Below are 22,153 nucleotides of genomic sequence, written 5' to 3' on the forward strand. Positions count from 1 at the left end.
TGATTTACGCCCCCTGTCGGCCTGCCCGAAGAGAAGTCACCCACGAGGGAGACGGACAGGATGTCGCACACTTCCTTGGCCCTGCGGGGAATTCCGCTGGTGCTCCATCTGAACGGCCCCCTGGATGTTCCCGCGCTGCTGCGGGCGTGCGACGCCGTCGCGAACCGGCATCCGGTGCTCGGCCCGATCAGGGTCGCCAGGGTCGAGTCGTCCCCTGAGCGCTACTCCGGGGTCGCGGCGGACGAGGTGGCCCGCCCCTTCGACCTGGTGAACGGCCCCCTGGCCCGGTTCACGCTGGTCACTCTGGGGCGGGACCGCAACAGGCTGATCTTCACGGCCCACGACAGGGTGTTCGACGCGTGCTCGAAGGACCTCCTGGTCCACGACCTGGCCAACGCGTACTTCTCGCGCGCCGCGCTGCCGGGACCCGCGGTGCCGTACGGCGAACCCTCCCGGAGCCCGGCCGGAACGGGAACGGGCGAGCCGGAGAAGGCGGAGAAGACCGGGGAGGCGGACGAGGCTGAGGCCGGGGCGTTCCCGGGGGACGGCGGGCTCGTCCTGCCCGGCCTGCGTGCGACCCCCCGCGGCATCGGCCCCGGCGAGATCGTCGAGATCGTGCTCGCCGGAGCGGAGTTCGAGGCGTTCGCCGCCGCCGCGACCACCTTGGGCGCGACCAGGTTCGAGCTGTTCGTCGCGGCCGTCGGTGTGCTGTTGCGCCGCTACGGCAACACCGGCGCGCCCCTGGCCCTCGCCCTCGGCACCCGCACGGAGCTGACCCGCGACCACATCGGGTCCTTCGTCGCCGAGCTGCCGTTCGCCGCCTGCCCCGGCCTCGACGAGAACCTCCCCGCCTACTTGCGCGCGGTCAAGATGGAGCTTCGCGGGCTCTACCGGAAACGGCATGCGGCGGGCGGGACGGCCCCGCGCCCCGTCCTGCTCGGTTACCGCAGGCGGGCGGCGGCGCCGTACTTCCCCGGGGTCGGCACCGGCGTCGAGTGGACGGTCTTCAACGGCACCGCCCGCGGAGTGCTGCACCTGGAGGCCGTCGACGGAGACATGAGTCTCACCCTTGGCCTCCGCTTCAACCCCCTCGCGATCGGCCACGACGGCGTGGTCCTCGTGGCGGGACAACTGCGCGCCCTGTTGCGCGCGATCGCCGTCGAGCCTCGGGCGAAGGTCGCCGACCTGGTCGTGTCCACCAGGCCCGAGGGGCTCGCCGGACCCGAAGAGTCGTTCATCCCCGAACCAAAAAAGGAGTCTCCTGTGACCGATCTGCTCTCCCCGGCCCCGGACACCACGCCGTCGTCACTGGACCAGGAGGATCCGGTGATCGCGCAGGTGCGCGAGATCTGGCAGGAGGTCCTCCGCATCGACGACATCGCTCCCGACGAGGATCTCTACGACCTCGGCGGCCACTCGCTGACCATCACCCAGATCATCGCCAGGGCCCGGCGCAGGCTCGGCGTCGAGGTCTCCCTCGACGTCTTCTTCGACAACCCCACCGTCGCCGGCATGGCCGAGGAGGTCACCCGCCTGCGGGGAGAGCAGGCGTGAGCGCGCTCTCCCACGCGCAGGAGCGCCTGTGGTTCCTCGACCGGCTCACGCCGGGGGACGGCGCCTACAACATGGTCGTCTGCGAGCGGCTGGCCGGACCGCTGGACGCCGACGCCCTTGAACGGGCGCTGAGCGAGATCGTCGCCAGGCACGAGGCGCTGCGCACCGTCTTCCCCGGGGCCGGGGGCGCCCCGGTGGCCAGGGTGCTCGACCCGGAGCCCGTGGTGATGGAGCGCCTCGACCTGGAGGGCGAGCCGTCGCCGGAGGCAATCGCAGAGCGGAGCAACCGGCCCTTCGATCTGGCCGCCGGGCCGTTGCTGCGCGCGACCCTGATGCGCTCAGGGCCGCGAGAACACCTCTTCCTGCTGGTCGTGCACCACATCGCCGGGGACGCCTGGTCGATCGAGCAGATCCTGCTCGCCGAGCTGGCCGCGCTGTACGCCGCCTTCACCGAGGGACGGCCCTCACCGCTCGCGCCGCCGCCGCGGCAGTACGGCGACCACGTGCGCGCGCAGCGCGAGCGACCGGCCGACGTCGCGGGCCCGGCGAGGGAGCTCGACGGCGTACCGGTGCTGGAGCTGCCCACCGACAGGCCACGTCCCGCCGTGCGGTCGGCCGATGGCGACCTGGTGATCCACCGCGTCCCGGTCGAGCTGTGGCGGCGGGTCACCGAGCTGGCCAGGGCCGAGCGCTGTACCCCGTTCATGGCGGTCCTGGCCGCCTACCAGGTTCTGCTGTCCCGCTACAGCGGGCAGGAGGACTTCTGTGTCGGCACCCCCGTCGCGGGGCGTGACAACGAGGAGTTCGAACGGGTCTTCGGCGTCTTCATCAACACCCTGGCCCTGCGCGCCGACCTCGGAGGAGACCCGTCCTTCCGCGAGCTTCTCAAACGGGTACGGCGGCGCGCCTTCACCATGTACGGCCACGCCGCGGTGCCGTTCGAACGGCTGGTGAGCGAGATGCGGCTGGACAGGGATCCGGCCAGGACCCCGCTGTTCCAGACGATGCTGATGCTCAGCAACCCCGACGGGGGGTCGATCGAGCTCGCGGGGCTGCACGCGGAGCCCGTGGTCTCCGGGCTGATCTCCGCCAAGTTCGACCTGTCGCTGAACGTGGTCGTCTACCCGACGCACGTGCAGCTCATGGTCGACTACAGCACCGCCCTGTACGACCGGTCGACCGTCGAGCGGATGGCCGTCCACTTCGAGACGCTGCTCGGTTCTGTCACCGCGGCGCCGGGCAGCCGTCTGTCAGAGCTGGAGATCCTGCCGGACGCCGAGCGCGCGACCGTCCTCGGTGAGTCCCCGGAAGACCTGGCCAGGCGGCGTCCCGACGGGAACCTGGAGTTCTTCGACCGGATCGATCCCGCCGAGGCCGTCGACCTGCGCGCCGAGGCCGTCCTGCCCGGTGACATCGCCTTCAGCGGCGCGCCGATCCCGCAGGGACCGCCGAGCCGGGTGCTGCTCACCGGCGCGACCGGCTTCCTCGGCGCCCATCTCCTGGCCGAGCTGCTCTACGTCACGGAGGCGACCGTCCACTGCCTGGTCAGGGGAGAGGCGCAGAAGGAGCGGCTGCGCGCGAACCTGGAGCGGTACGGCCTGTGGGACGACTGGTTCGCCTGGCGGATCGTCGTGGAGCCCGGCGAGCTGGGCGTCCCCCGGCTCGGCCTGCAGGACGGACGGTTCGCCGAGCTGGCCGAGACGGCCGACCTCGTCGTGCACAACGGGGCCCAGGTCAACGTCGCCTGGCCGTACCGGAGGCTACGGGGGGCCAACGTGGACGGCGTCCTGGACATCCTGCGCCTGGCGTCGAGCGGCGGCAGGACGACCCCGGTCCACCTGGTCTCCACGCTCGGCGTCCACCTGACCCCCGGTGAGCGCACGGTCAGGGAGGGGGATCCGCTGCCCGACCCCGGCCTGCTCAGTCTCGGCTACGACCAGAGCAAGTGGGTCGCGGACCGGCTCGCGGACGCGGCCCGCCGTACCGGGCTGCCGATCTCCATCCACCGTCCCGCCAGGGTCTCGGCCCACAGCAGGACGGCCATGGCGATGCCGGGCGACTTCCTCGGCCGGTTCTTCGAGACCTGCGTGCGCCTCGGCTCCGTGCCCGATGGGGAAAGGCTCGACATGGCGCCGGTCGACCACGTCGCCTCGGCGATCGTCCACCTCGCGCTGAGCGGGGTCGTCGGCGACTTTCACCACCACAACCCCCGTGTCCTGCGTTCCGCCGTGCTGGCCCAGGGCCTGAACGAGCGAGGTTTCCCGGTACGGCTCACGCCCGGCGACGAGTGGCGCAGGCTGGTCCGCGACCGCATCGCGGTCGGCGACGACCTGCCGATCGCCCGCTACCCGGCCTTCTTAGCCGAGCACGGCACGCAGGCGGGCCCCTCCTTCGACTGCTCGGCGACGGAGGAGACACTTGCCCGCGCGGGGCTGGTATGCCCGCCCGCGGACGCCGAGCTGCTCGGCCGCTACCTGGACCACTACATCGCCGCAGGGGTGCTCGCGGGAGGCTACCGTGCATGACGCCTGCAGCCAGCCTGATACATCTAGAAAAGGGTGAATCCGCCGTCCACCACCACCACTGAGCCCGTCATGAAGCTGGATGCCGCGCTGGCCAGAAAGACCACCGCCGGGCCGAGTTCCTCAGGCAGACCGTACCGCTTCATCGCGGCGGGCTCGACACACCATTCGCGATACTCCGGCTGGTCCACGGGGGACGCCTCGGTGAGGATATAACCGGGGGCGAGCGCGTTGACCCGTATTCCGTACGGTGCCCACTCGGCGGCCAAAGCCTTGGTCAGCTGGTGCACCGCGGCCTTGGAGGCCAGATACGCGGGCTGCCACCGGGGCCGGTTGACGATCATGGCCGACATGGAGCCAATGTTGACGATGCTCCCGCCGCCCTGTGCGACCATCTGCGCGCCGACCGCCTTGCTGCAGTACCAGAGCCCGTCCAGGTTGGTGGCCAGCACCTCGCGCCAGAGCTCATCGGGGGTGTCCAGAGCCGCCCGGCCGATACTGATGCCGGCATTGTTGATCAGTACGTCGATCGGCCCCAGTTGCCCGCTGACCAGCTCAACCATCTGATCGACCTGAGCCGGATCGGTCACCTCAAGACCGACCGGCAGTGCTGTGATCCCGGAGGCTTGAAGTTCACGGGCCGCTCGCTCGGCGGCCTCGAGGGTGCGGGCGGTCACCGCGACCGCCGCGCCCGCCTCGCCCAGTGCCTGGGCCAGGGCTCGGCCGATGCCGCGGCTGGCTCCGGTGACCACGGCGACCTTGCCCTGCAACGAAAATGAGTCCAAGACGGTCATATTGTCTTCCTGCCGGTTGGCTGTCGTGCGGTCCAGCGCAGCGTCATCGAGAATTGCAACGGCGCTCCGGGCTCGACGATCTGATAATGGTGGGTATTCAAGCCGTTGACCGGTCCGGACAACGGTTCGACACAGATGGCGTCGGCTTTGGTTTCGCAGACGATCCAGTGGCTGGCCGCGCTGGCGACGGTCAGGTCAAGGGTCGGCCAGCGAAGGACCGGTGAGCTTGCGACGGCGGTGAAAGAGTCATCCCATGGCCGCGAGCCGGTAGAGGTGGATAGATGCTGCGGGATGCCGTCTTCATCGCAGACATAGCGCAGGCCGGGTTCAAAGCGGTAGGTGAGTTCCGGCCCGCCGTCGATCCTGCGCGTGAACCACGGGTGGAAACCGACGATCGCCGGCATGGTGCGGCGTTCGTTGGTCACCGTGGCGCGTACTGTCAGCGCGTCCGGCGTCAGCTCGAATTCCTGCCGCACGGCGCCGCCGAACGGCCATCGCTCGTCCAGTTCGATGTCGATGGCCGCGGTGCCGTCGACGGTCCAGGGGCGGTCGAAGACGAGACCGTGCAGGGCATGCGGGGCGAGATTCGCCGGTACCGTCCACTCTCGCCCGGCGAACGTGAACCGGGCCCCTTCCAGGCGGCCGACGAACGGCGCCATCAGGAAGCTGCCGTACATGATCTGGCCCAGGCCTGATGGGCCCGCACCACCGCTGCCCAGCAGTTCCGCGCCGCCAACTCGCAGGGACGTCAGGCGACCGCCGTCGGCAGGGTTCACCCGGATGGCGGCGTTCCCGGCAGTCAACTCGATCATTTGACGCTCCCCGCGGTCAGTCCTCCTACCAGATGCCGCTCGATGGTGATGAACAGCACCACGACGGGTACCGTCGCGATCAGAGAGGCGACGAAGAGGTACTGGTAATTGGTCTGGTTGAGGCCGACCAGTTGCTGGATGCCGACCGGCAGGGTGACCCGGCCATGGGTCGGGTCGTTGAAGACGGTCAGCGAAATGACGAACTCGTTCCACACCTGAATGAAGGTGAAGACCAGTGCGGTCACCAGACCCGGGCGCACCACCGGCAGCATGATGCGCAGCATCCGGCGCACCGGACCGAGCCCTTCCATCATGGCCGCCTCCTCGATCGCGAGGTCGATGCCGGCGAACTGGCCATTCATGATCCAGGTGACGAAAGCGAGGTTGAACGCCGCGTTGACCACGACGATCGCCCAGTATTGGTTGACCCCGTCGACATAGATGACCTCCTGGTAGATGCCGACGACCAAGGCGACCGGGGCGAGGACCTGCGTGACCAGCACAAGATTCAGGAAGGCTGTCCGGCCGGCGAATCGGTTGCGAGCGGTGTAGTACGCGGCCGGCACCGCGATCACCAAGACCAGCGCGGTCGAGGCGGCCGCGATGATCAGACTGTTGCGCAGCAGCGTGGTGAGCGGCAGCACATCCCACACGTTCGTCCAGTTGCTCCATTCCCAATGCCGCGGCAGGTAGGTGGCGGGCACCGCGTAGAGGTCGGCGCCGTCCTTGAACGAGGCCAGGAACATCACCGCGTACGGGGCCAGGAAGAACGCCGCGACGACCAGCCCGACCAGCGGCAGCACCACCGGACGCAGCCGCGGCCATACCTTCCGGTGTACCCGGTCGGATACCGCTACTGAAACGGGACCTGCCGAACGCTGCCGGCCCCATCGTTCGCTCAGCCGGTCGGTCAGTGCCGCCCAGGTGCGGCCCAGCCACGACTGCCGCTCCCGGTTGCCGTTGACCGCACGCAGGTACAGCACTACCACGACGATGAGTATCAGGACGTTGAACACCGACAGCGCGGCTCCCTCGCCGGTGTTCAACTGCTGCCGGAAAGCGATCTTGTACGCCCAGGTAAGGGTGGTGTCTGAGAAGTTCCCCGGGTTGCTCCCGGTGATGACCCAGATCACCGGGAACGAGTTGAAAACGTAGATGGTGACCAAGATTGTGGCGATCACCAGGGCCGGGCGGAGCAGTGGCAGGGTGATGTACCGGTATGTCTTCCACGGGCCTGCACCGTCCAGCTTTCCGGCCTCGTACACTTGCGGCTCGATCGCCTGCAACCCGGCCAGCAGCACATAAGTGGTGAACGGGATGGTCACCACGATGCCCACCCCGACCACCGTCCAGAAGGCATACCGGGGGTCCTGATACCAGCCGATCGGTGCGCTGATCACGCCGAGGTCCATCAGGAACCGGTTGACGATCCCGTTGCCGCCCTCGAGCATGTACCGCCACACCGTCGAGGTCATCACCAGTGAGGTCGCCCACGGCACGATCAGCGCCCAGCGCACCAGGCGCCGCCCGAAGAATTGCTTGTTCAGCAGCTGTGCCAGACCAAGCGCGACAACGATGGACACGCCGACCACGAGCAGCACCCACACCACCGTGTTGCTCAGAACGTTGGCCAGCGCTGGTTCGGCGAACAAGCGGCGGTAGTTGGCCAACCCGGCGAACCCATGGCTTACTCCGGTCTCATCGGTGAGCTGCAGCGATGTCCACACCATTCGCAGCGCGGGTAGCGTGATCACCGCGACGATGAGCAGAACGCTCGGCGAGATCCAGGCCAGCGACCGCCATGTGTGGTGCCGTATCCTCGGTGCCACTGCTCAGCCGCCGTTGCCCTGCGTCGCCGCGGTCTGGACCTGGTCCAGAACCGACTTGGTGTCCGCACCCGGAGCCAGCGCGGTGCCGAGCTGCGCCTCAAGGGTGCCCTGCGCCTTCGGGAAGCTGGGGTCGGTCGACGGGTAGAACTTCGCGATCGGCAGCAGATCCAGATACGGTGCGAAATCGGGCTCGTTCTTCAGAGCGGCGGATGCCGTCTGTGTGGTCGGCAGGAAACCCTGACTTGTCAGGAAGCGCACATAGTTGTCGGTCTGGTAGAAGAAGTTCAGGAACTTCGACACGGCTTCGGTGTTGCCCGGGTTCTTGAACGACACCAGGTAGTCCTGCACCCCCAGGGTGAACGGCTTGGTGCCGTTGTTCACCGGGATGGGGGCGATGCCGTAGTTGACGGTGGAGTTCCACTGCTTGAACAGGCTGGGAGCGAAGCTGGCACCCATGATCATGCCTGTCTGGCCGTTGGCGAACGGCCGGAAGACCCCGTCGGTACGGTTTGTCTGACCTGGGTTGGGCTGCGTCACCTTGTAGACGTTGGAGAGGCAGCTGAGGAAGTTCAGGCTCTCAACGTTCCGCTGGCTGTTGACGCTCCACTGGTTGTCCGACTTCCAGTCACCGCCGTTGGACCACATCCACAGAGACCACTCGCCCTGGTTCTCCTCACCGCCCAGAGGCAGACCGTACCCGGTGTACCCGGCCGCCTTGATCTTCTGTGCGGCGGCCACCAACTCGGCCCAGGTGGTCGGGGGCTGACTGATCCCCACCTTGGCGAAAATGTCCTTGTTGTAGAACAGTGCGCGGGTGCTGGCGATCAGGGGCAGTCCGTACTGGCTCCCCTGGTAGTAGCTGTTCTCCTTGAACGACGGGATGAAGTCGTTCCCGACTGTCGGGGAGACCAGTGAGTCGATCGGCTGGAGCAGTCCGTTCGCGGCCCACCCGGAGAACTTGTTCTGATTGAGGATGTCCGGATACTGCTTGGTCTGGATCATCGTGCTGACCTGCTGGTCGATGTTGTTCCAGTCGATGATCCGGATGTTGACCTTGTATCCCGGGTTGGCCGTCTCGAACTTGCCGGCAAGGTCCTTCCAGTACGCCTCGGTGGTCCCGGTGTAGGCCCCGCCGACGAAGCTGATGGTCTTGCTACTTGCCGTGGTCTTGGGCAGCCCGGTTCCGAGCGATGCCTGCTGGATCTGGAGGCTCTGGCTGCCTCCGCCCGGCTGCTTCAGCGACGTGCTGGCGCCGGCCGCCGCCCCGCTCGTGATCTTGTCGCAGCCAGCCTGGTCAAGGGTGGTCCCCGAGGCGGAGGAGCCGCCCGCCGCACAACTTGTGGCCGCCAGCACCGTACAGACGCTCATCAGCGAGAACAGCTGAGCCTTACGCCTTACTTCCATGTCACACCGTTTCCTGCTTGAAGCTCTACCTCGCCGGGGGTGGGTCAGAGTCGCGAGGTTAGTTAAGGTTAACTACATACCTAACCCTGTCAATAGGTTTCGGTCCGCAACATTTGGTGGTTTGGGCTCCAATGAATCAGGTAGATCGCGTAAGTTGCAGATCCCCGTCGTTCGTGTTCGAATCGGTATGTAAGAGGATCGTACATACCCAGGGAGGACGGCAGTGCGGTGTGGCCACCTAGCGAGACACCCCGGCCCGGGCAGCCGACCGGGCGGCAGCCAACCGTCCTGATGACCGCGGTCAAAGCCGGACGTGTCAATCAGGGCCGGATATTGCAGGCGCTTCACGACTTGGGGCCGCTGTCCCGGGCCGATCTGGCCCGGTTGGCCGGGGTCAGCCGGGCCACCATTGGATCGATCGTGCAGCCCCTCCTTGAGAGAGGGCTGCTCGCGGAGGGCGAACCACAACGGGGCGCCACCCCCGGCGGCAAGCCGGCCCGGCCGCTGTGGTTCGCTCCGGACAGCCCGCCGCTGGCCGCGGTACACCTGGTGCCCGGCTGGGTTGAGGCCGCACTGGTGAGCGCGGACGGCAAAATACTGGCCGCCGCCAGCGGGCGATTCCGGGTCACCGCCCCTGCCGCCACGGTGGTCGACTGTGTGGTCGACCAACTCAACGCGGTCCTGGCGGGGAGCGCGGCCCGAGCCCTCGGCGTGGGTATCGCGGTCGGTGGCATCGTCGAATCGACCAGCGGAACCATCGTCGCCTGCAACCTGATGCCGGAGCTTTCCGGCCTTCCGCTCGGGCCTCTGGTTTCTGAACGGGTCAACCTGCCGGTCCACCTCGATCTGCATCCCCGAGCCCAGGCCCTGGGCGACCGCTGGTCCGGCCCCGGTCGAGGTGAGCAGTCCTTCGCATCCATCTACATCGGCGAGGCGATCGGTGCGGGCCTGTTCCTCAACGGCGCCATCCACTGCGGACCGGCCGGGGCCGGCGGCGAGATCGGGCACACCATCGTCGACGTCCGTGGACGAACGTGCCGATGCGGCCAGCGCGGCTGCTGGGAGACCATCGCCACGCGCGACTGGCTGCGCGAAGAGGCTGCCCGGCTACATCTACCGGCCGCGCAGGCGATGACCACGGCACTGCTGGCCGGCCTGTCGGCCGCAGGCAACGCCGACGCCAAGGAGCTGTTCGAGCGGTACGCCCGCAACCTCGCCCTCGGCGTGGTGAACCTGCAGCAGATCCTCGCCCCAGGCCTGTTCATTCTGCACGGCGACGTCATCGCCGGTGGTGAGGCGCTGCGCGGCCGCGTTGAACGGCAAGCACGCAGCTACCTTCCGACGCGATCCGTGGCCGAACCGCAGATCACCTTCGGCTCTGCTCATGACCGCACCACCCTGCTCGGCGCAGCCGGCCTGGTGCTGTCCCGATCCTTCCCGCTTGTCGGCTGAGCCGACGCCCAGAGGAGGACGATATGTCAGCGGTTGCGGGTCACAACGATCGTCGGCGCAACTCGTATATTGGGGTAAGGGAAAGATCACGCGCAACCACGCCCGCCCTGGGCGCGCCGCATTGGGTGTTCCGTCTAGATCGGGAGGGACCGTAGCGTGCAATCGGAGTGGACGCGTCCGGAGGCAACGGCCCCGCCGCCCCGGCCTCACTCGCCGCTGATCTCCCCGAACACGGTCAGCCAGGTGAATCGCGCCCGAGTGCTGCAAGCGCTCTACGATGTCGGCCCGCTGTCCCGCGCTGACCTGGCCCGGCTCACCGAGGTCAGCCGGGCAACGATCGGCTCCATCGTGCAGCCGATGATCGATAACGAGATGCTGGCCGAGGGTGATCCCCAACCCAGCAGCGCGGCCGGCGGCAAGCCATCGCGCCCGCTGTGGTTTTCCCCCAACAGCCCACCCATCGCCGCCGTCCACCTGCTGCCCGGACACGTCGAGACCGCGCTCGTCAGCGCGGGTGGCACGATCCTGACCACGGCGAAACGCGAGTACCCGGCAGACACCCACGACGCCGACCTGGTCGTCGACGCGGTCACCGACGCGTTGGACGAGCTGTTCGCCCCGAACCGACCGGCTGCCCTCGGCGTGGGCATCGCGGTTGGCGGCATGGTCAACACCGATAGCGGCACCATCGTGCAGGTCAACCTGGCTCCCGGTCTGGCAGGCCTGCCGATCGGCCCGCTCATTGCCGACCGCACTCGCCTGCCCGTCTACGTCGACCTGCACCCGCGCGTCCAAGCTCTCGGTGACCGCTGGTTCGGGCAGGGACGCGGGCTATCCACCTTCGCCTCGCTCTACGCCGGAGAGGCACTCGGCGTAGGACTGGTGCTGAACGGTTCGGTACACCGCGGGCCGGGCGGCGCAGGCGGCGAGATCGGGCACAGCATCGTGCAGGTCGACGGCCTGCCTTGCCGCTGCGGTCAGCGCGGCTGCTGGGAAACCATCGCCACACACCGCTGGCTGCGCGATGAGGCGGCCCGGCTCAATCTGCCCTCGGCGTCCACATTGACGGTCGGACCACTGACCCGCCTCGCCGCCAAGGGCCACCCCGGGGCGGCTCAGCTGTTCGACCAGTATGTCGACAATCTCGCCGTCGGCATCACGAACATCCAGCAGCTTCTCGCCCCCGGGCTGTTCATCCTGCACGGCGACGTGGTCGCGGGCGGCGAAGCGTTGCGTGGCAGGATCGAGTGGCGAGTACGTCAGCGCACCGCCGCCCATCCGGGCAGCCAGCCGCAGATCGCGTTCTCCGCCCTACACGACGACTCCACCCTCCTCGGCGCCGCCGGACTTGTGCTCTCCCACTTCCTCCAACTCACCCCCTGATGCGGCGGCCGTACGCCTCGCCGAGGAGGCGAGCGGGACCGAGAGCACCGTCGTAGACGGCTCCGGGAGCGGGGCGTGGGTTTATGACGCTTCGGGACGAGGGATCCGTCCCGAAGCGTGACGTACCGTGGGGCGGTGGAAGGTGGCCCCGGGAGTTCGGGAGCTTAGATGCTCAGGAGCTCGGCCGCCGCCTGGGCGTTGGCGCGGGCGGCGCCGTAGGTGGCCAGGTAGGTCGCTCCCTCGGGGCGCCAGATCGGCAGCCCCATCTCAACCACCGTCGCGTCGGGACGCACGGCCAGCAGCGAGGAGACCACCGACTGGCTGGTCTCGTAGCGGTGGGCGTCCTTGACCACGACGATCAGGGAACGGCCGATGGCACGCTCCAGGATGTTCGGGACATCCGCCTCCTCCGGCTTGACCCGGAAGACCTCCGCCTGCGGCATCAGGGGAGAGAAGCCCCACGGCACGTCGCCGACCGCGATGGTCGGCGGGGTCTCCACCTCGACCACCAGCGGGTCGACCAGCGGGGACGCGGAACCGGTGAGGGTGACCGCGCGGCGGGCCGCGGTCAGGCCGATCACGCTCTCCTCGGCCCGCCCCGTCTGGGGCGTGCCGAACCAGGTGCGCAGCCGGGCCACGCGCTCGGCCGCGGCCTCCAGCCTGGCCGAGGGCAGCCGCCCATCCCGCACGGCGGCGACGATCTCGTCGACGATCCGGCGGACGTCCTCCTCCGTCGGCAACGGGCCGAGGCAGAGCAGGTCGGCTCCCGCGGCAAGAGAGAGCACCGCGCCACCGGCCAGGCCGACGCTCTCGGTGATCGCGTGCATGTCGAGGGCGTCGGTGACGACCACGCCCTCGTAGCCCATCTCGCCGCGCAGCAGGCTGGTCAGGGCGGCGGCCGACAGCGTCGCGGGTTCGCTGCCGGTCAGTGAGGGCACCCGGACGTGTGCGGTCATGATGGACTTGGTCCCGGCGTCGATCGCGGCGCGGAAGGGCGCGAGCTCGCGTTCGCGCAGCAGCTCGACGGAGGCGTCGACGAGCGGGATCTCCAGGTGGGAGTCCTGCCGGGTCGCACCGTGACCGGGGAAGTGCTTGACGCAGGCGGCGACGCAGGCCGACTGGAGGCCGTGGACGGCCGCGACGGTGTGCCGGGAGACCAGATCGGTGTCCGCCCCGAACGAGCGGGTGCCGATCACAGGGTTGTCGTCGGCGGTGTTGACGTCGGCGGACGGGGCCATGTCCAGATTGACGCCGCAGCGGGCCAGGTCGTCGCCTATGGAGCGGTAGACACGCTGGGTCAGTTCGACGTCGTCGACCGCGCCGAGGGCGGCGTTGCCCGGGTACGGGCTGCCCACGTGGTATGCGAGCCGGGTGACGTCACCTCCCTCCTCGTCGAGCGAGATCACCGGGTCGCCGGCCTCGCGAAGGCGGGAGGTGAGCGCCGAGAGCCGGCCTGGATCGGCGACGTTGAAGCCGAACAGGGTGACGCCGCCGAGACCGTTCTCCAGGTCGTGGAGAACCCAGTCGGGGGCGGTGGTGCCCTGGAACGCGACGAGCAGCGTTCCGGCTGCGAGACGACGCAGCCCTTGATCGCTGGAAGCCGCGATGAGCTCAGACATGGCGGTAAATGCTCCTTACCTGAGGTGAGGGGGGACAAACGAGGACAGGGCTGGTACGGCCCGCGCCTTGTGGGTGCGAGGCCGTACCAGCACCGGCGGGGTTAGCCCTTGACGGCGCCCGCGACGAGGCCGGAGACCATTCGCCGCTGGACGAGGAGGAAGAAGATGATCACCGGGATCGTCATCAGCGTGGAGGCGGCCATGATCCCGCCCCAGTCGACCGATCGCTGGCTGACGAAGTAGCGCAGTGCCACCGGCATGGTGTAGCTGCCCTGGTCGCTGATCAGGGTCAGCGCGAACACGAACTCGTTCCACGCGGTGATGAACGTGAAGATGCTCGTCGCCACCAGCCCGGGGGCCACCAGCGGGAAGAGCACCTTCCAGAAGGTGGTGAAACGGCTCGCGCCGTCGATCCAGGCGGCCTCCTCCAGCGTTCTGGGCACCGCGGCGACGAAGGTGCGCAGCATCCAGATGCCGAACGGCAGCGTCAGCGCGACGTTCACCACGATGAGGCCCAGGAGCTGGTCGTAGAGGCCGGCCCGCCTGACCATCAGGAACAGCGGGATGAGCAGGGCCTCGGCCGGGACCATCTGCACGATGAGCAGCAGGATCAGGAACGAGGTGCGCCCGCGGAACCTGAAGCGGGCCACCGCGGTCGCCGCCAGCAGGGAGAAGACCGCGCCGATGAGGACGGTGCCGACCGCGACGATGGCGCTGTTGAGCAGATACCGCCAGATGGAGTGGCCCGCGACGCCCTCGCTGAAGACCCGCTCGACGTGATCCAGCGTGGGATCGGTCGGGAACGGGATGAAGTCCGTCGTGAAGATCTGCTCGTTGCTCTTGAACGCCGTGGACACCATCCAGTAGACGGGGAACACCGCGAACAGGAACACCAGCACGGCCGCGGTGTTGAGACCGATCTTGCCGAGCAGCTTCCTGGACTGGGGAGTCATCGCACGTCCTCCGTCTTCACGATCTGGCGGACGTAGAAGAAGGTGATGATGAGCAGGATCAGCGTCAGCACCACCGCGATCGCCGCGCCCAGGCCCATCTTGGGCGGGGAGCTGAACGCCTGGGTGAAGGCGAACAGTGACAGGTTGAAGGCCTCACGGTTGGACGTTCCGCCCGCGAGCACGAACAGTTGGGTGAAGACCTTGAAGTCCCAGATGACCGAGAGCACGGTCAGCACCGAGAAGACCGGCTTCAGCAGCGGGAACGTGATCTTCCAGAAGATGCGCCAGGCGGAGGCGCCGTCCACCCTCGCCGCCTCGTACAGTTCGGCGGCGATGCTCCTCAGGCCCGCGAGCACGGAGACGGCGATGAACGGGAAGCCCGCCCAGACCACCACGAGGATGAGCACCAGGTAGATGGTGACGGGATCGTTGAGCCACGGCTCGCCGCTCCAGTCGGTCCGGCCGAACAGGAGGCTGGACAACCAGTCGGGCAGGGCGTTGAGCGCCCAGTTGATGACGCCGGACTCGGCGTCGAAGAGCCAGCGCCAGATGATCGCGCTGGCGATCGCCGGGGTGGCCCAGGCCGCCATGATGCCCACGACGAGGAAGGTCGACATCTTCTTGCCGAGCTTGTTCAGCAGCAGGCCGACCAGGGTGCCGAGCGCCAGGGTGCACGCGACTGTGACGACGGCGAAGACGACGGTGTTGCGGAGCGAGGTCCAGAACAGCTCCGACTCGAACAGCTTCAGGTAGTTGTCGAACCCGACGGACTTGGCAGGCACGCCCCGGATCTGCCGCAGGCCCACGTCCTGGAAGGACATGACGACCATCTGGTACAGCGGGTAGAGCAGCAGCCCGGCGATGACCACCAGGCCTGGGATGAGCAGCGCGTAAGGGACCACCCACTCGGGCAGTCCGCTGGAGCCGCGCGGGGGCTTGGTGCCTCTGCGCCCCCGCGCCGGGACGGGGGAGGAGCCCCCGTCCCGGGCGATGGTTGAGGTGTTGGCCATGGTTACTGGTTCAGGATCTCTTCGAGTTCCTTGTTGGCGTCGGCCAGGGCGGTGTCGACGTTCTTCTTGCCCTCGATGACCGAGCGGGCCGCGTTCTGCAGGACGGCCTTGGTGTCGTTGGCCTCGGCCCAGTTGGTGTCGTTCGGGAAGCCCTTGGCGACCTTGAAGGTCTCGGCGAACGGCGCCTGGAGCGGGTCGGCGGCGAACTCGGCCAGCGCCTTCGGGTACAGCGGCAGCAGGCCGCCGTCCTTGGCGTACCGGGTGCCGAACTCCTCGCCCGCGGCGAGCTTGACGTACTCGGCGGCCAGGTCGACGTTCTTGGCGTCCTTCCAGATGGCGATGTCGTTACCGCCCTGGAAGGCGGGCGCCGGGCCGCTGCCGTCCTTGGCCGGGAGCGAGAAGAAGCCCATCTGGTCGTCGCCGACCTTGCCGCCGCTCTGCTCCTTGATGGTGGTGATGTCCCAGCCGCCGGTCACGTACATGCCGACCTTGCTGTTGGCGAAGCGGGTCGCGATGTCCACCGAGTTCTGGGTGAGGGCGGACTTACGCGACACGCCGTCCTTGGCGACCAGGTCGGTGTAGAACTGGAAGCCCTCCTTGAAGCCGGGCTCGGTCAGCTTGCCGACCCACTTGCCGCCCTCGAAGGCGGCGAAGTCGCCACCGGCGGACCAGACGAACGGCGACAGCGACATGTTGGCGTCGGAGCCGCCGTTGAAGGCGAAGCCGTCGACGTCCTTGCCCTTCTTGGCGACGATCTTCTTACCGGCGGCCACGAGGTCGTCCCAGTTCTTGGGAGTCTCGATGCCCAGGTCCTTGAACCAGTCCTTGCGGTAGAGGACCGCCCGGGTGCCACCGCCCCACGGCGCGGCGTAGATCTTGCCGTCGACCGTCTCGTAGCCCCACAGGTTCTGCGGGATCTGCTGGAAGTCGGGCGCGGCCTTGACGATGTCGGTGATGTCGGTCAGCGCGTCCTGCGCGACCCACGCGGCCACCTGGTCGTTGCCGAACTCGGTGACGTCGGGGCCCTCACCGCCGGCGAGCGCGGCGGTCCACTTGGCCTGGGCGTCCGGCCACGCCACCCACTGGAGCTTGACGTCGGCGCCGGTGGTCTCCTTGAACTTGGCGTTCAGGTCGGTCATGAGCGAGTTCTGCTTCTCGTCCGGGGCGCCGAGACGCCAGACGGTCAGCGTCTGACCGGCGAACTTGGGGCCGGAGGAAGCGGCGGGCGCGGACGCGGAGGCGCCTGACGAGGCGGCGTCCGTGGCGGGCTCGCTGCTACTGCCGCACGCGGCAAGGCCCAGGGCGAGGGCGGCGGTGGTTGCCGTCGTGGTGGCGATTCTCGCGAACTTCACTTGAGTTCTCCCTTTCCGGCTTTCGACGGGGTTGGCACTCAGCTGCTTATTGGCTTGGGTCCCCGCGACCCTCTGCGCTCACGGTCAGTGACCGGAGTTGTTGCAACCCGCGGCTCGGTCGCTCTTGCCTGCGGGCCGACTAGGGCTAAACTAACAAGAAACTTTCTTAAAAGAAACGATCGTTAGCGGATCGTGACGGGGGGAAACCGATCTTGTCCAAACGTCCGGGAACCCCTCGGCTGCTGCGTCAGCTCAACGACCGCGCGGCCTTGGAACTCCTGCTGTCCAGCGGCCCGCTCACCCGTGCCGAGCTGGGAGAACTCACCGGTCTTTCCAAAGTGACCGCCGGTCAGTTGCTCGCCAGACTGGAGGATCGCCGGCTCGTCGCGATGGTCGGGGAGCAGGCGGGCGGGCGGGGACCGAACGCGGCGCTCTACGGCGTCGTGCCCTCATGCGCCTACGTCGCGGGGCTTGACGTGCTGCCCGACCGGATCAGCGCGGGGGTCGCGGACATCACCGGCGAGACCATCGCCGAGGTCTCCGTCGACCCCAGCGGCCACGAGGACCCGGTGCGGCTGGTGCACAGCGCCGTCCTGAAGGCGTGCGAGTCGGCGGGCATCACCCTGGCCCAGCTCCGTGCCTTCGTGATCGGCACCAGGGGAGTCGTCGACCCCCGCACCGGCGACGTCCGGTTCTCCTTCGACCTGCCCTCCTGGCACGAGGGCGTGCTGGCCGAGCTGCGCCGCGCTCTCGACGTCCCCGTGACGATCGAGAACGACGTGAACCTGGCCGCGCTGGCCGAGCGTTTCTGCGGCGCCGCCCTGGAGATCGAGGACTTCGTGCTCGTCTGGGCGGGCGTCGGCCAAGGGCTCGGGGTCATGCTTGGCGGGCGTCTGCACCGCGGTTTCACCGGAGGCGCGGGCGAGATCGGCTGGCTCCCCGTCCCCGGAGAGCCGCTTCCCACCGACGTGACCGAGCCCCAGTCGGGCTCGTTCCAGCGGCTGGTCGGCGGCGACGCCCTGGTGAGCCTGGCGGACGCGCACGGCATCCGGGGGGACTCGCTGGCCGACCACGTCCGCGCGGCCGTCGCGGGCGGCGCGAAGAGCTTCCTCGACGAGCTGGCCGGGCGGCTGGCGGTCGGCGTCGCCGCGGTGGCGGTCGTGCTCGACCCCGGGCTGATCGTGCTCAGCGGTGACGTCGGCAGGGCGGGCGGTGACGCGCTCGCGGCCAGGGTCGAGGAGGCCGTGGCCCGGGTCTGCCCGAGCCAGCCCAAGGTCGTGGTCTCGGAGGTCCCGGGCAATTCGGTGCTGCGCGGGGCTCTGGTTTCGGCCCTGAACCAGGCCCGCGAACAGGTCTTCTCCGAAACGGTGTGAGAATTGCGGCTATGCGCGACATCGTTTTGATCTCCGATCCCCGGGTCGCCGCGATTCCCGTCGCGGAGTCCGGGGAGCAGCTGGTCGACGTCCGGGGGCGGTTGCGGGTCGACGGGCGGATGGCCGACCCCGAGGGGGCCTTCGCCCACCTCAGGCAGGGGCTGGTGGCCAGGCTTGAGGAGGCGCAGGAGCGGCTTCCCTCCGGCTACCGGCTGCTGGTCGTGGAGGGGTACCGGCCGCTGGCGATGCAGCAGCAGATCTTCGACGAGTACTCGGCGGAGCTGAAGGCGATATTTCCTGAAATGTCGCCTGAGGAGATCTTTGCGGCGGCCAGCCGCTACGTCTCGCCGGTCGAGGTCGCCCCGCACACCGCGGGCGCGGCGGTCGACCTCACCCTGTGCACCGAGGACGGCGTCGAGCTCGACATGGGCACCCCGCTCAACGCGACCCCCGAGCAGAGCGGCGGCGCCTGCTACACCGCGGCCCCCGACATCTCCGCCCAGGCGCGCCGCAACCGCGAGCTCCTGGGCGTCGCGCTCGACTCCGCGGGCCTGGTCAACTACCCCACCGAGTGGTGGCACTGGTCGTACGGCGACCGCTACTGGGCCATGACCACCGGAGCCCCCTCCGCCCTCTACGGCCCCCGGGCCCTCTGACCCGCCCCCTCGGGTCCTCTCCCACAAGGCCCCGGGCTCTCCGGCCTCTGGCCCGGCCCTCCCGTACGGCCCGCGGGCATGGGAGACAATCGACGCCATGCAGTTCGGCATCCTCGGCCCCCTGGACGTGCGGTCCTCGACCGGTGAGACGATCCCCGTCGGGGGACCGAGACCGCGCGCCCTGCTCGTGATGCTGCTGCTTGAGGCGGGCAGAGTGGTCGGCGTCCAGCGGCTGATCGACGGCCAGTACGGCGACGACCCTCCCTCGGGCGCCGCGAACGCGGTGCAGGCCCAGGTGTCCAGGCTCCGCCGTGTCCTGCCCGCCGAGCTGGTCGAGTTCCACGGAACCGGCTACCGGCTCACCGCCGACCCCGAGGACGTCGACGCCCACCGGTTCGAGCGACTCGCCCGCGAGGGGCGACGGTTGCTGTCCTCCGGTCACCACGCGGCCGCCGCGGCCCCGCTGCGGGAGGCGCTCGGCCTGTGGCGGGGGGCCGCCCTGCAGGAGTTGCCCTTCGGCCAGCCGCAGGCGGCACGCCTTGAGGAGCTCAGGCTGACGGCGACGGAGGATCTCGTCGAGGCCGAGCTCGCCCTTCCCGAGGGCGCCCCGGTGGCCGAGTTGCGGCGGCTCGTGGCCGCGCATCCGCTGCGGGAGCGGTTCAGGGGGCAGCTGATGCGCGCCCTGCACGCCGTGGGACGGCAGGCGGAGGCGCTGGCGGTCTTCACGGAGACGAGGCGGCTGCTGGCCGAGGAACTCGGCGCCGATCCCTCCCCCGAGCTGGCCGAGATCCACCTGGCCGTCCTGCGTGCGGAGCGGCCCCCGCCGACGCGCAGGCGCGGGCTCGCCGCCCAGCTCACCAGCTTCGTCGGGCGCGCCCCCGAGCTGGAACGGCTCGAAGCGCTGCGCGACTCCAGGCTGGTCACGATCGTCGGTCCCGGCGGCACGGGGAAGACCCGGCTGGCGGTCGAGGCGGCCGGGCGCGGGCGGCGCGAGGTGTGCTTCGCCGACCTGTCTCCGCTCGCCGACCTGTCCCCGTCCGGTGGCCTGTCTCCCTCCGGTGGTCTGTCCCCGTCCGGTGGCCCGTGCCCGGGCGGTCTTGGCGGGCCTGACGGTTCCTTCCCGTCCGAGGGCTCCTCCGCGCCGGGCGGCGGCCGGTCGGCCCTGACCGTGGGCACGGCCCAGGTGGCCCAGGTGGCCCAGGTGGTGCTGGGCGCCCTCGGTCTCCGAGAGACGGGGTTTCACTCGCTGCGCGCGCCCGACCCCGTGACGCACCTGGTCACCGCCCTGGCCGAACAGGAACTGCTGCTGATCCTCGACAACTGCGAGCACGTGGTCGCCGCGACCGCCCCGCTGGTCCGCGCGCTGCTGGACGAGTGCCCCGGGCTGGCCATCCTGGCCACCAGCCGCGAACCCCTGGGCATCACCGGCGAGACGCTGATGCCGCTGGCGCCGCTGGCCACCCCGCCGCCCGGCTCCTCGCCCTCTGACGCCCTGGCCTACCCGGTCACGCGGTTGTTCGCCGACAGGGCGGCGGCCGTACGGCCCGCGTTCGAGATACGGCCGGACACCGTGGAGGCGGTCGCCCGGATCTGCGCGGCGCTCGACGGGCTGCCACTGGCCGTCGAGCTGGCCGCTGCGCGGCTGCGCTCCTTCACCGTCGAGGAGATCGCCACCCGCCTGGCGGAACACGGCCGGTTCCGGCTGTTGTCCCGCGGCGACCGTACGGCCGCGGCCCGCCACCGGACCCTGCACGCGGTGGTCGAGTGGAGCTGGGACCTGCTCACCCTCGACGAGCAGCTGCTGGCCAGGCGGTTCGCCGTCTTCGCGGCAGGCGCGTCCCTCGAGGCGGTCGAGGCGGTCTGCGAGGTGGAGGACGCCGCCGGGCTGCTCGCGGACCTGGTGGACAAATCGCTGGTCGAGACCGACGGCGACCGGTACCGGATGCTCGACACGATCCGGCTGTTCTGCGCGGAACGGCTGGCCGCCGCCGGGGAATGGGAGCGCATGAGCGGAGCCCACGCCCGCCACTTCCTCGACCTGGCGCAGCGCGCCGACCCCCACCTCCGTGGGGCGGAGCAGCTCCGGTGGCTGGCCAGGCTGTCGGCCGAGCACGGCAACCTGATGGCCGCGCTGCGCCGGACCGTGACCGGAGCAGGAACCGGAGTAGGAGCCGTGACCGGAGTCGGAGACGCCGGGGCCGGGAGCAGTGGCGGGGACGCCGGGGCCGGTGGAGGGGAAGGGGACAGGGAGACGGCGCTGCGGCTGGTCGCCGCGCTGGCGGCGTACTGGTGGCTGAGCGGGCGGCGCGGCCAGGTGGGGGAGATCGCCGCCGAGCTTCTCGAGGCGGTTCCCGAGCCCCCAGAGGGGCTGGAGGAGGAGTACGTCGCATGCGTGGTGCACGCCGTACCCTGGGCGCGGCCGGAACGGTGGGAACGGGCCGCGACGATCATGGGGTCGCTTGACCGGCTGCGTTACCCCTTCGCCATGGCCCTGTGGGGCATGGCCGTGGGGCCGCCGGAGTCAGGGCTTCGCAGGCTGCCCGGCTCCGGCCTGTGGCTGCGGGCCCTGGAGACGCTGAGCGTGGCCCTGCTCGCGGCGCTGGGAGGCGACCCGGCCGGAGGCGAACGAGATCTCCGGGAGGCGCTGGCCGGTTTCCGTTCCCTGGGAGAGCGGTGGGGGACGGCCCAGGCACTGGACGGGCTGGCCATGATCGCGAGCTGGCGCGGGGAGTGGGCGCGCGCCCGTGACCTGTGGGCGGAGGCGTTGGAGCTGTTCGATCAGCTCGGAGCCGTCGAGGAGGCCGCGGACGTCCTGACGCGCAGGGGCGGGGGGCTGGTGCGCCAGGGCGAGGTGGCCGCCGCCGTCGCCGACTACCGGCGCGCCGGAGAGCTGACCCGCACGACGGGCAGGCCGGACGCGGCCGCCACGGCCAACCTGGGGCTGGCGGAGATCGCGCGGTTCGACGGCGATCTCGCCGAGGCCGGGCGTCTGCTCGACCTGGCACTGGAGGCCTCGAAGCACGGGGACTTCGGCATCGAGGGGACGCGGGCCCGCGTGCTGATCGCGTTGGGACGGCTGGCGGAGGCCGGAGGCGACCCCGTCGAGGCCCGTCTCAGGCACCGCCGGGCGCTGACCGTCGCGCGCGGGTCCGCGCTGGCCGCCGACCTCGCCGACGTCGTGGAGGGCCAGGCGGGGGTCGCGCTCCTGGACGGGGCGGGGGAGCGCGCGGCGACGCTGCTCGGCATGGCGGTCGCGCTGCGCGGGACGGCCGTGGCCGGTGACCGCGACGTCCTCAGGATCGCCTCCGGCGCCCGCGACCTCGTCGGCGCCGAGGCGTTCGCGTCGGCGTTCGCCCGCGGGGCCGCGACGAGTCACGAGGAGGCGCTGACGGCGCTCGGCGGCCGGGACGCGTGACTGTCAGCCGGCTGTCTGCGGGTTG

Annotated in this window: 15 protein-coding genes; 7 read left to right on the forward strand and 8 right to left on the reverse strand. The window is 69.6% G+C overall.

Features of this window, described 5'->3' with window-relative positions:
• Positions 1-60 precede the first annotated feature (60 nt).
• Both AB0395_RS25505 and AB0395_RS25510 read left to right on the forward strand, forming a co-directional pair.
• Complete coding sequence (locus AB0395_RS25505) at positions 61-1,554, forward strand: phosphopantetheine-binding protein (RefSeq protein ID WP_366284619.1); 1,494 nt, start codon at positions 61-63, stop codon at positions 1,552-1,554.
• Positions 1,551-4,079, forward strand: coding sequence for a thioester reductase domain-containing protein (locus tag AB0395_RS25510; RefSeq protein WP_366284621.1), 2,529 nt, complete (start codon positions 1,551-1,553; stop codon positions 4,077-4,079). The genes AB0395_RS25505 and AB0395_RS25510 overlap by 4 nt, the downstream gene beginning before the upstream one ends.
• Before the next feature lie 23 nt (positions 4,080-4,102).
• On the opposite strand, the gene AB0395_RS25515 is transcribed toward AB0395_RS25510, so the two are convergent.
• The 4 genes from AB0395_RS25515 to AB0395_RS25530 form a co-directional block, all read right to left on the reverse strand.
• Positions 4,103-4,870, reverse strand: coding sequence for an SDR family oxidoreductase (locus AB0395_RS25515; RefSeq protein ID WP_366284623.1), 768 nt, complete (start codon positions 4,868-4,870; stop codon positions 4,103-4,105).
• Positions 4,867-5,682: a hypothetical protein gene (locus tag AB0395_RS25520; protein ID WP_366284626.1), complete on the reverse strand. Its 816-nt coding sequence runs from the start codon at positions 5,680-5,682 to the stop codon at positions 4,867-4,869. The genes AB0395_RS25515 and AB0395_RS25520 overlap by 4 nt, the downstream gene beginning before the upstream one ends.
• Positions 5,679-7,436, reverse strand: a complete 1,758-nt coding sequence (locus AB0395_RS25525; RefSeq protein ID WP_366284628.1) for an ABC transporter permease subunit — start codon at positions 7,434-7,436, stop codon at positions 5,679-5,681. Before AB0395_RS25525 ends, AB0395_RS25520 begins: the two co-directional genes overlap by 4 nt.
• 78 nt (positions 7,437-7,514) lie before the next feature.
• Positions 7,515-8,915 carry an extracellular solute-binding protein gene (locus AB0395_RS25530; protein ID WP_366284630.1) on the reverse strand — a complete coding sequence of 467 codons (1,401 nt, stop codon included), beginning with the start codon at positions 8,913-8,915 and terminating at the stop codon, positions 7,515-7,517.
• Positions 8,916-9,206: 291 nt separating this feature from the next.
• Between AB0395_RS25530 and AB0395_RS25535 the strand changes: the two genes are divergently transcribed.
• Together AB0395_RS25535 and AB0395_RS25540 are read left to right on the forward strand one after the other, a co-directional pair.
• Positions 9,207-10,367 carry an ROK family transcriptional regulator gene (locus tag AB0395_RS25535; RefSeq protein WP_366284633.1) on the forward strand — a complete coding sequence of 387 codons (1,161 nt, stop codon included), beginning with the start codon at positions 9,207-9,209 and terminating at the stop codon, positions 10,365-10,367.
• Between the two features lie 243 nt (positions 10,368-10,610).
• Positions 10,611-11,750: an ROK family protein gene (locus AB0395_RS25540; protein ID WP_366284635.1), complete on the forward strand. Its 1,140-nt coding sequence runs from the start codon at positions 10,611-10,613 to the stop codon at positions 11,748-11,750.
• 164 nt (positions 11,751-11,914) lie between these two features.
• Here the strand turns inward: AB0395_RS25540 and AB0395_RS25545 are convergent, their stop codons facing one another.
• The 4 genes from AB0395_RS25545 to AB0395_RS25560 all read right to left on the reverse strand — a co-directional run bounded on the left by AB0395_RS25545 (position 11,915) and on the right by AB0395_RS25560 (position 16,684).
• Complete coding sequence (locus tag AB0395_RS25545) at positions 11,915-13,369, reverse strand: glycoside hydrolase family 3 N-terminal domain-containing protein (RefSeq protein WP_366284637.1); 1,455 nt, start codon at positions 13,367-13,369, stop codon at positions 11,915-11,917.
• Positions 13,370-13,470: 101 nt separating this feature from the next.
• Entirely contained in the window at positions 13,471-14,322 is an 852-nt protein-coding gene (locus tag AB0395_RS25550) for a carbohydrate ABC transporter permease (protein ID WP_366284639.1), read from the reverse strand.
• Positions 14,319-15,332 carry a sugar ABC transporter permease gene (locus AB0395_RS25555; RefSeq protein WP_366284641.1) on the reverse strand — a complete coding sequence of 338 codons (1,014 nt, stop codon included), beginning with the start codon at positions 15,330-15,332 and terminating at the stop codon, positions 14,319-14,321. Before AB0395_RS25555 ends, AB0395_RS25550 begins: the two co-directional genes overlap by 4 nt.
• Before the next feature lie 2 nt (positions 15,333-15,334).
• Positions 15,335-16,684 carry an extracellular solute-binding protein gene (locus AB0395_RS25560; RefSeq protein ID WP_366284643.1) on the reverse strand — a complete coding sequence of 450 codons (1,350 nt, stop codon included), beginning with the start codon at positions 16,682-16,684 and terminating at the stop codon, positions 15,335-15,337.
• 212 nt (positions 16,685-16,896) lie between these two features.
• Here AB0395_RS25560 and AB0395_RS25565 point away from each other — a divergent pair, with 212 nt between their 5' ends.
• The 3 genes from AB0395_RS25565 (at position 16,897) to AB0395_RS25575 (ending at position 22,128) form a co-directional block, all read left to right on the forward strand.
• Positions 16,897-18,057: an ROK family transcriptional regulator gene (locus tag AB0395_RS25565; protein ID WP_366284644.1), complete on the forward strand. Its 1,161-nt coding sequence runs from the start codon at positions 16,897-16,899 to the stop codon at positions 18,055-18,057.
• 11 nt (positions 18,058-18,068) lie between these two features.
• Positions 18,069-18,713: a M15 family metallopeptidase gene (locus AB0395_RS25570; RefSeq protein WP_366284646.1), complete on the forward strand. Its 645-nt coding sequence runs from the start codon at positions 18,069-18,071 to the stop codon at positions 18,711-18,713.
• A gap of 97 nt (positions 18,714-18,810) precedes the next feature.
• Positions 18,811-22,128 carry a BTAD domain-containing putative transcriptional regulator gene (locus AB0395_RS25575; protein ID WP_366284649.1) on the forward strand — a complete coding sequence of 1,106 codons (3,318 nt, stop codon included), beginning with the start codon at positions 18,811-18,813 and terminating at the stop codon, positions 22,126-22,128.
• Positions 22,129-22,153: the final 25 nt, after the last annotated feature.

The sequence above is a fragment of the Streptosporangium sp. NPDC051023 genome (assembly GCF_040689595.1).
Classification (GTDB): domain Bacteria; phylum Actinomycetota; class Actinomycetes; order Streptosporangiales; family Streptosporangiaceae; genus Streptosporangium.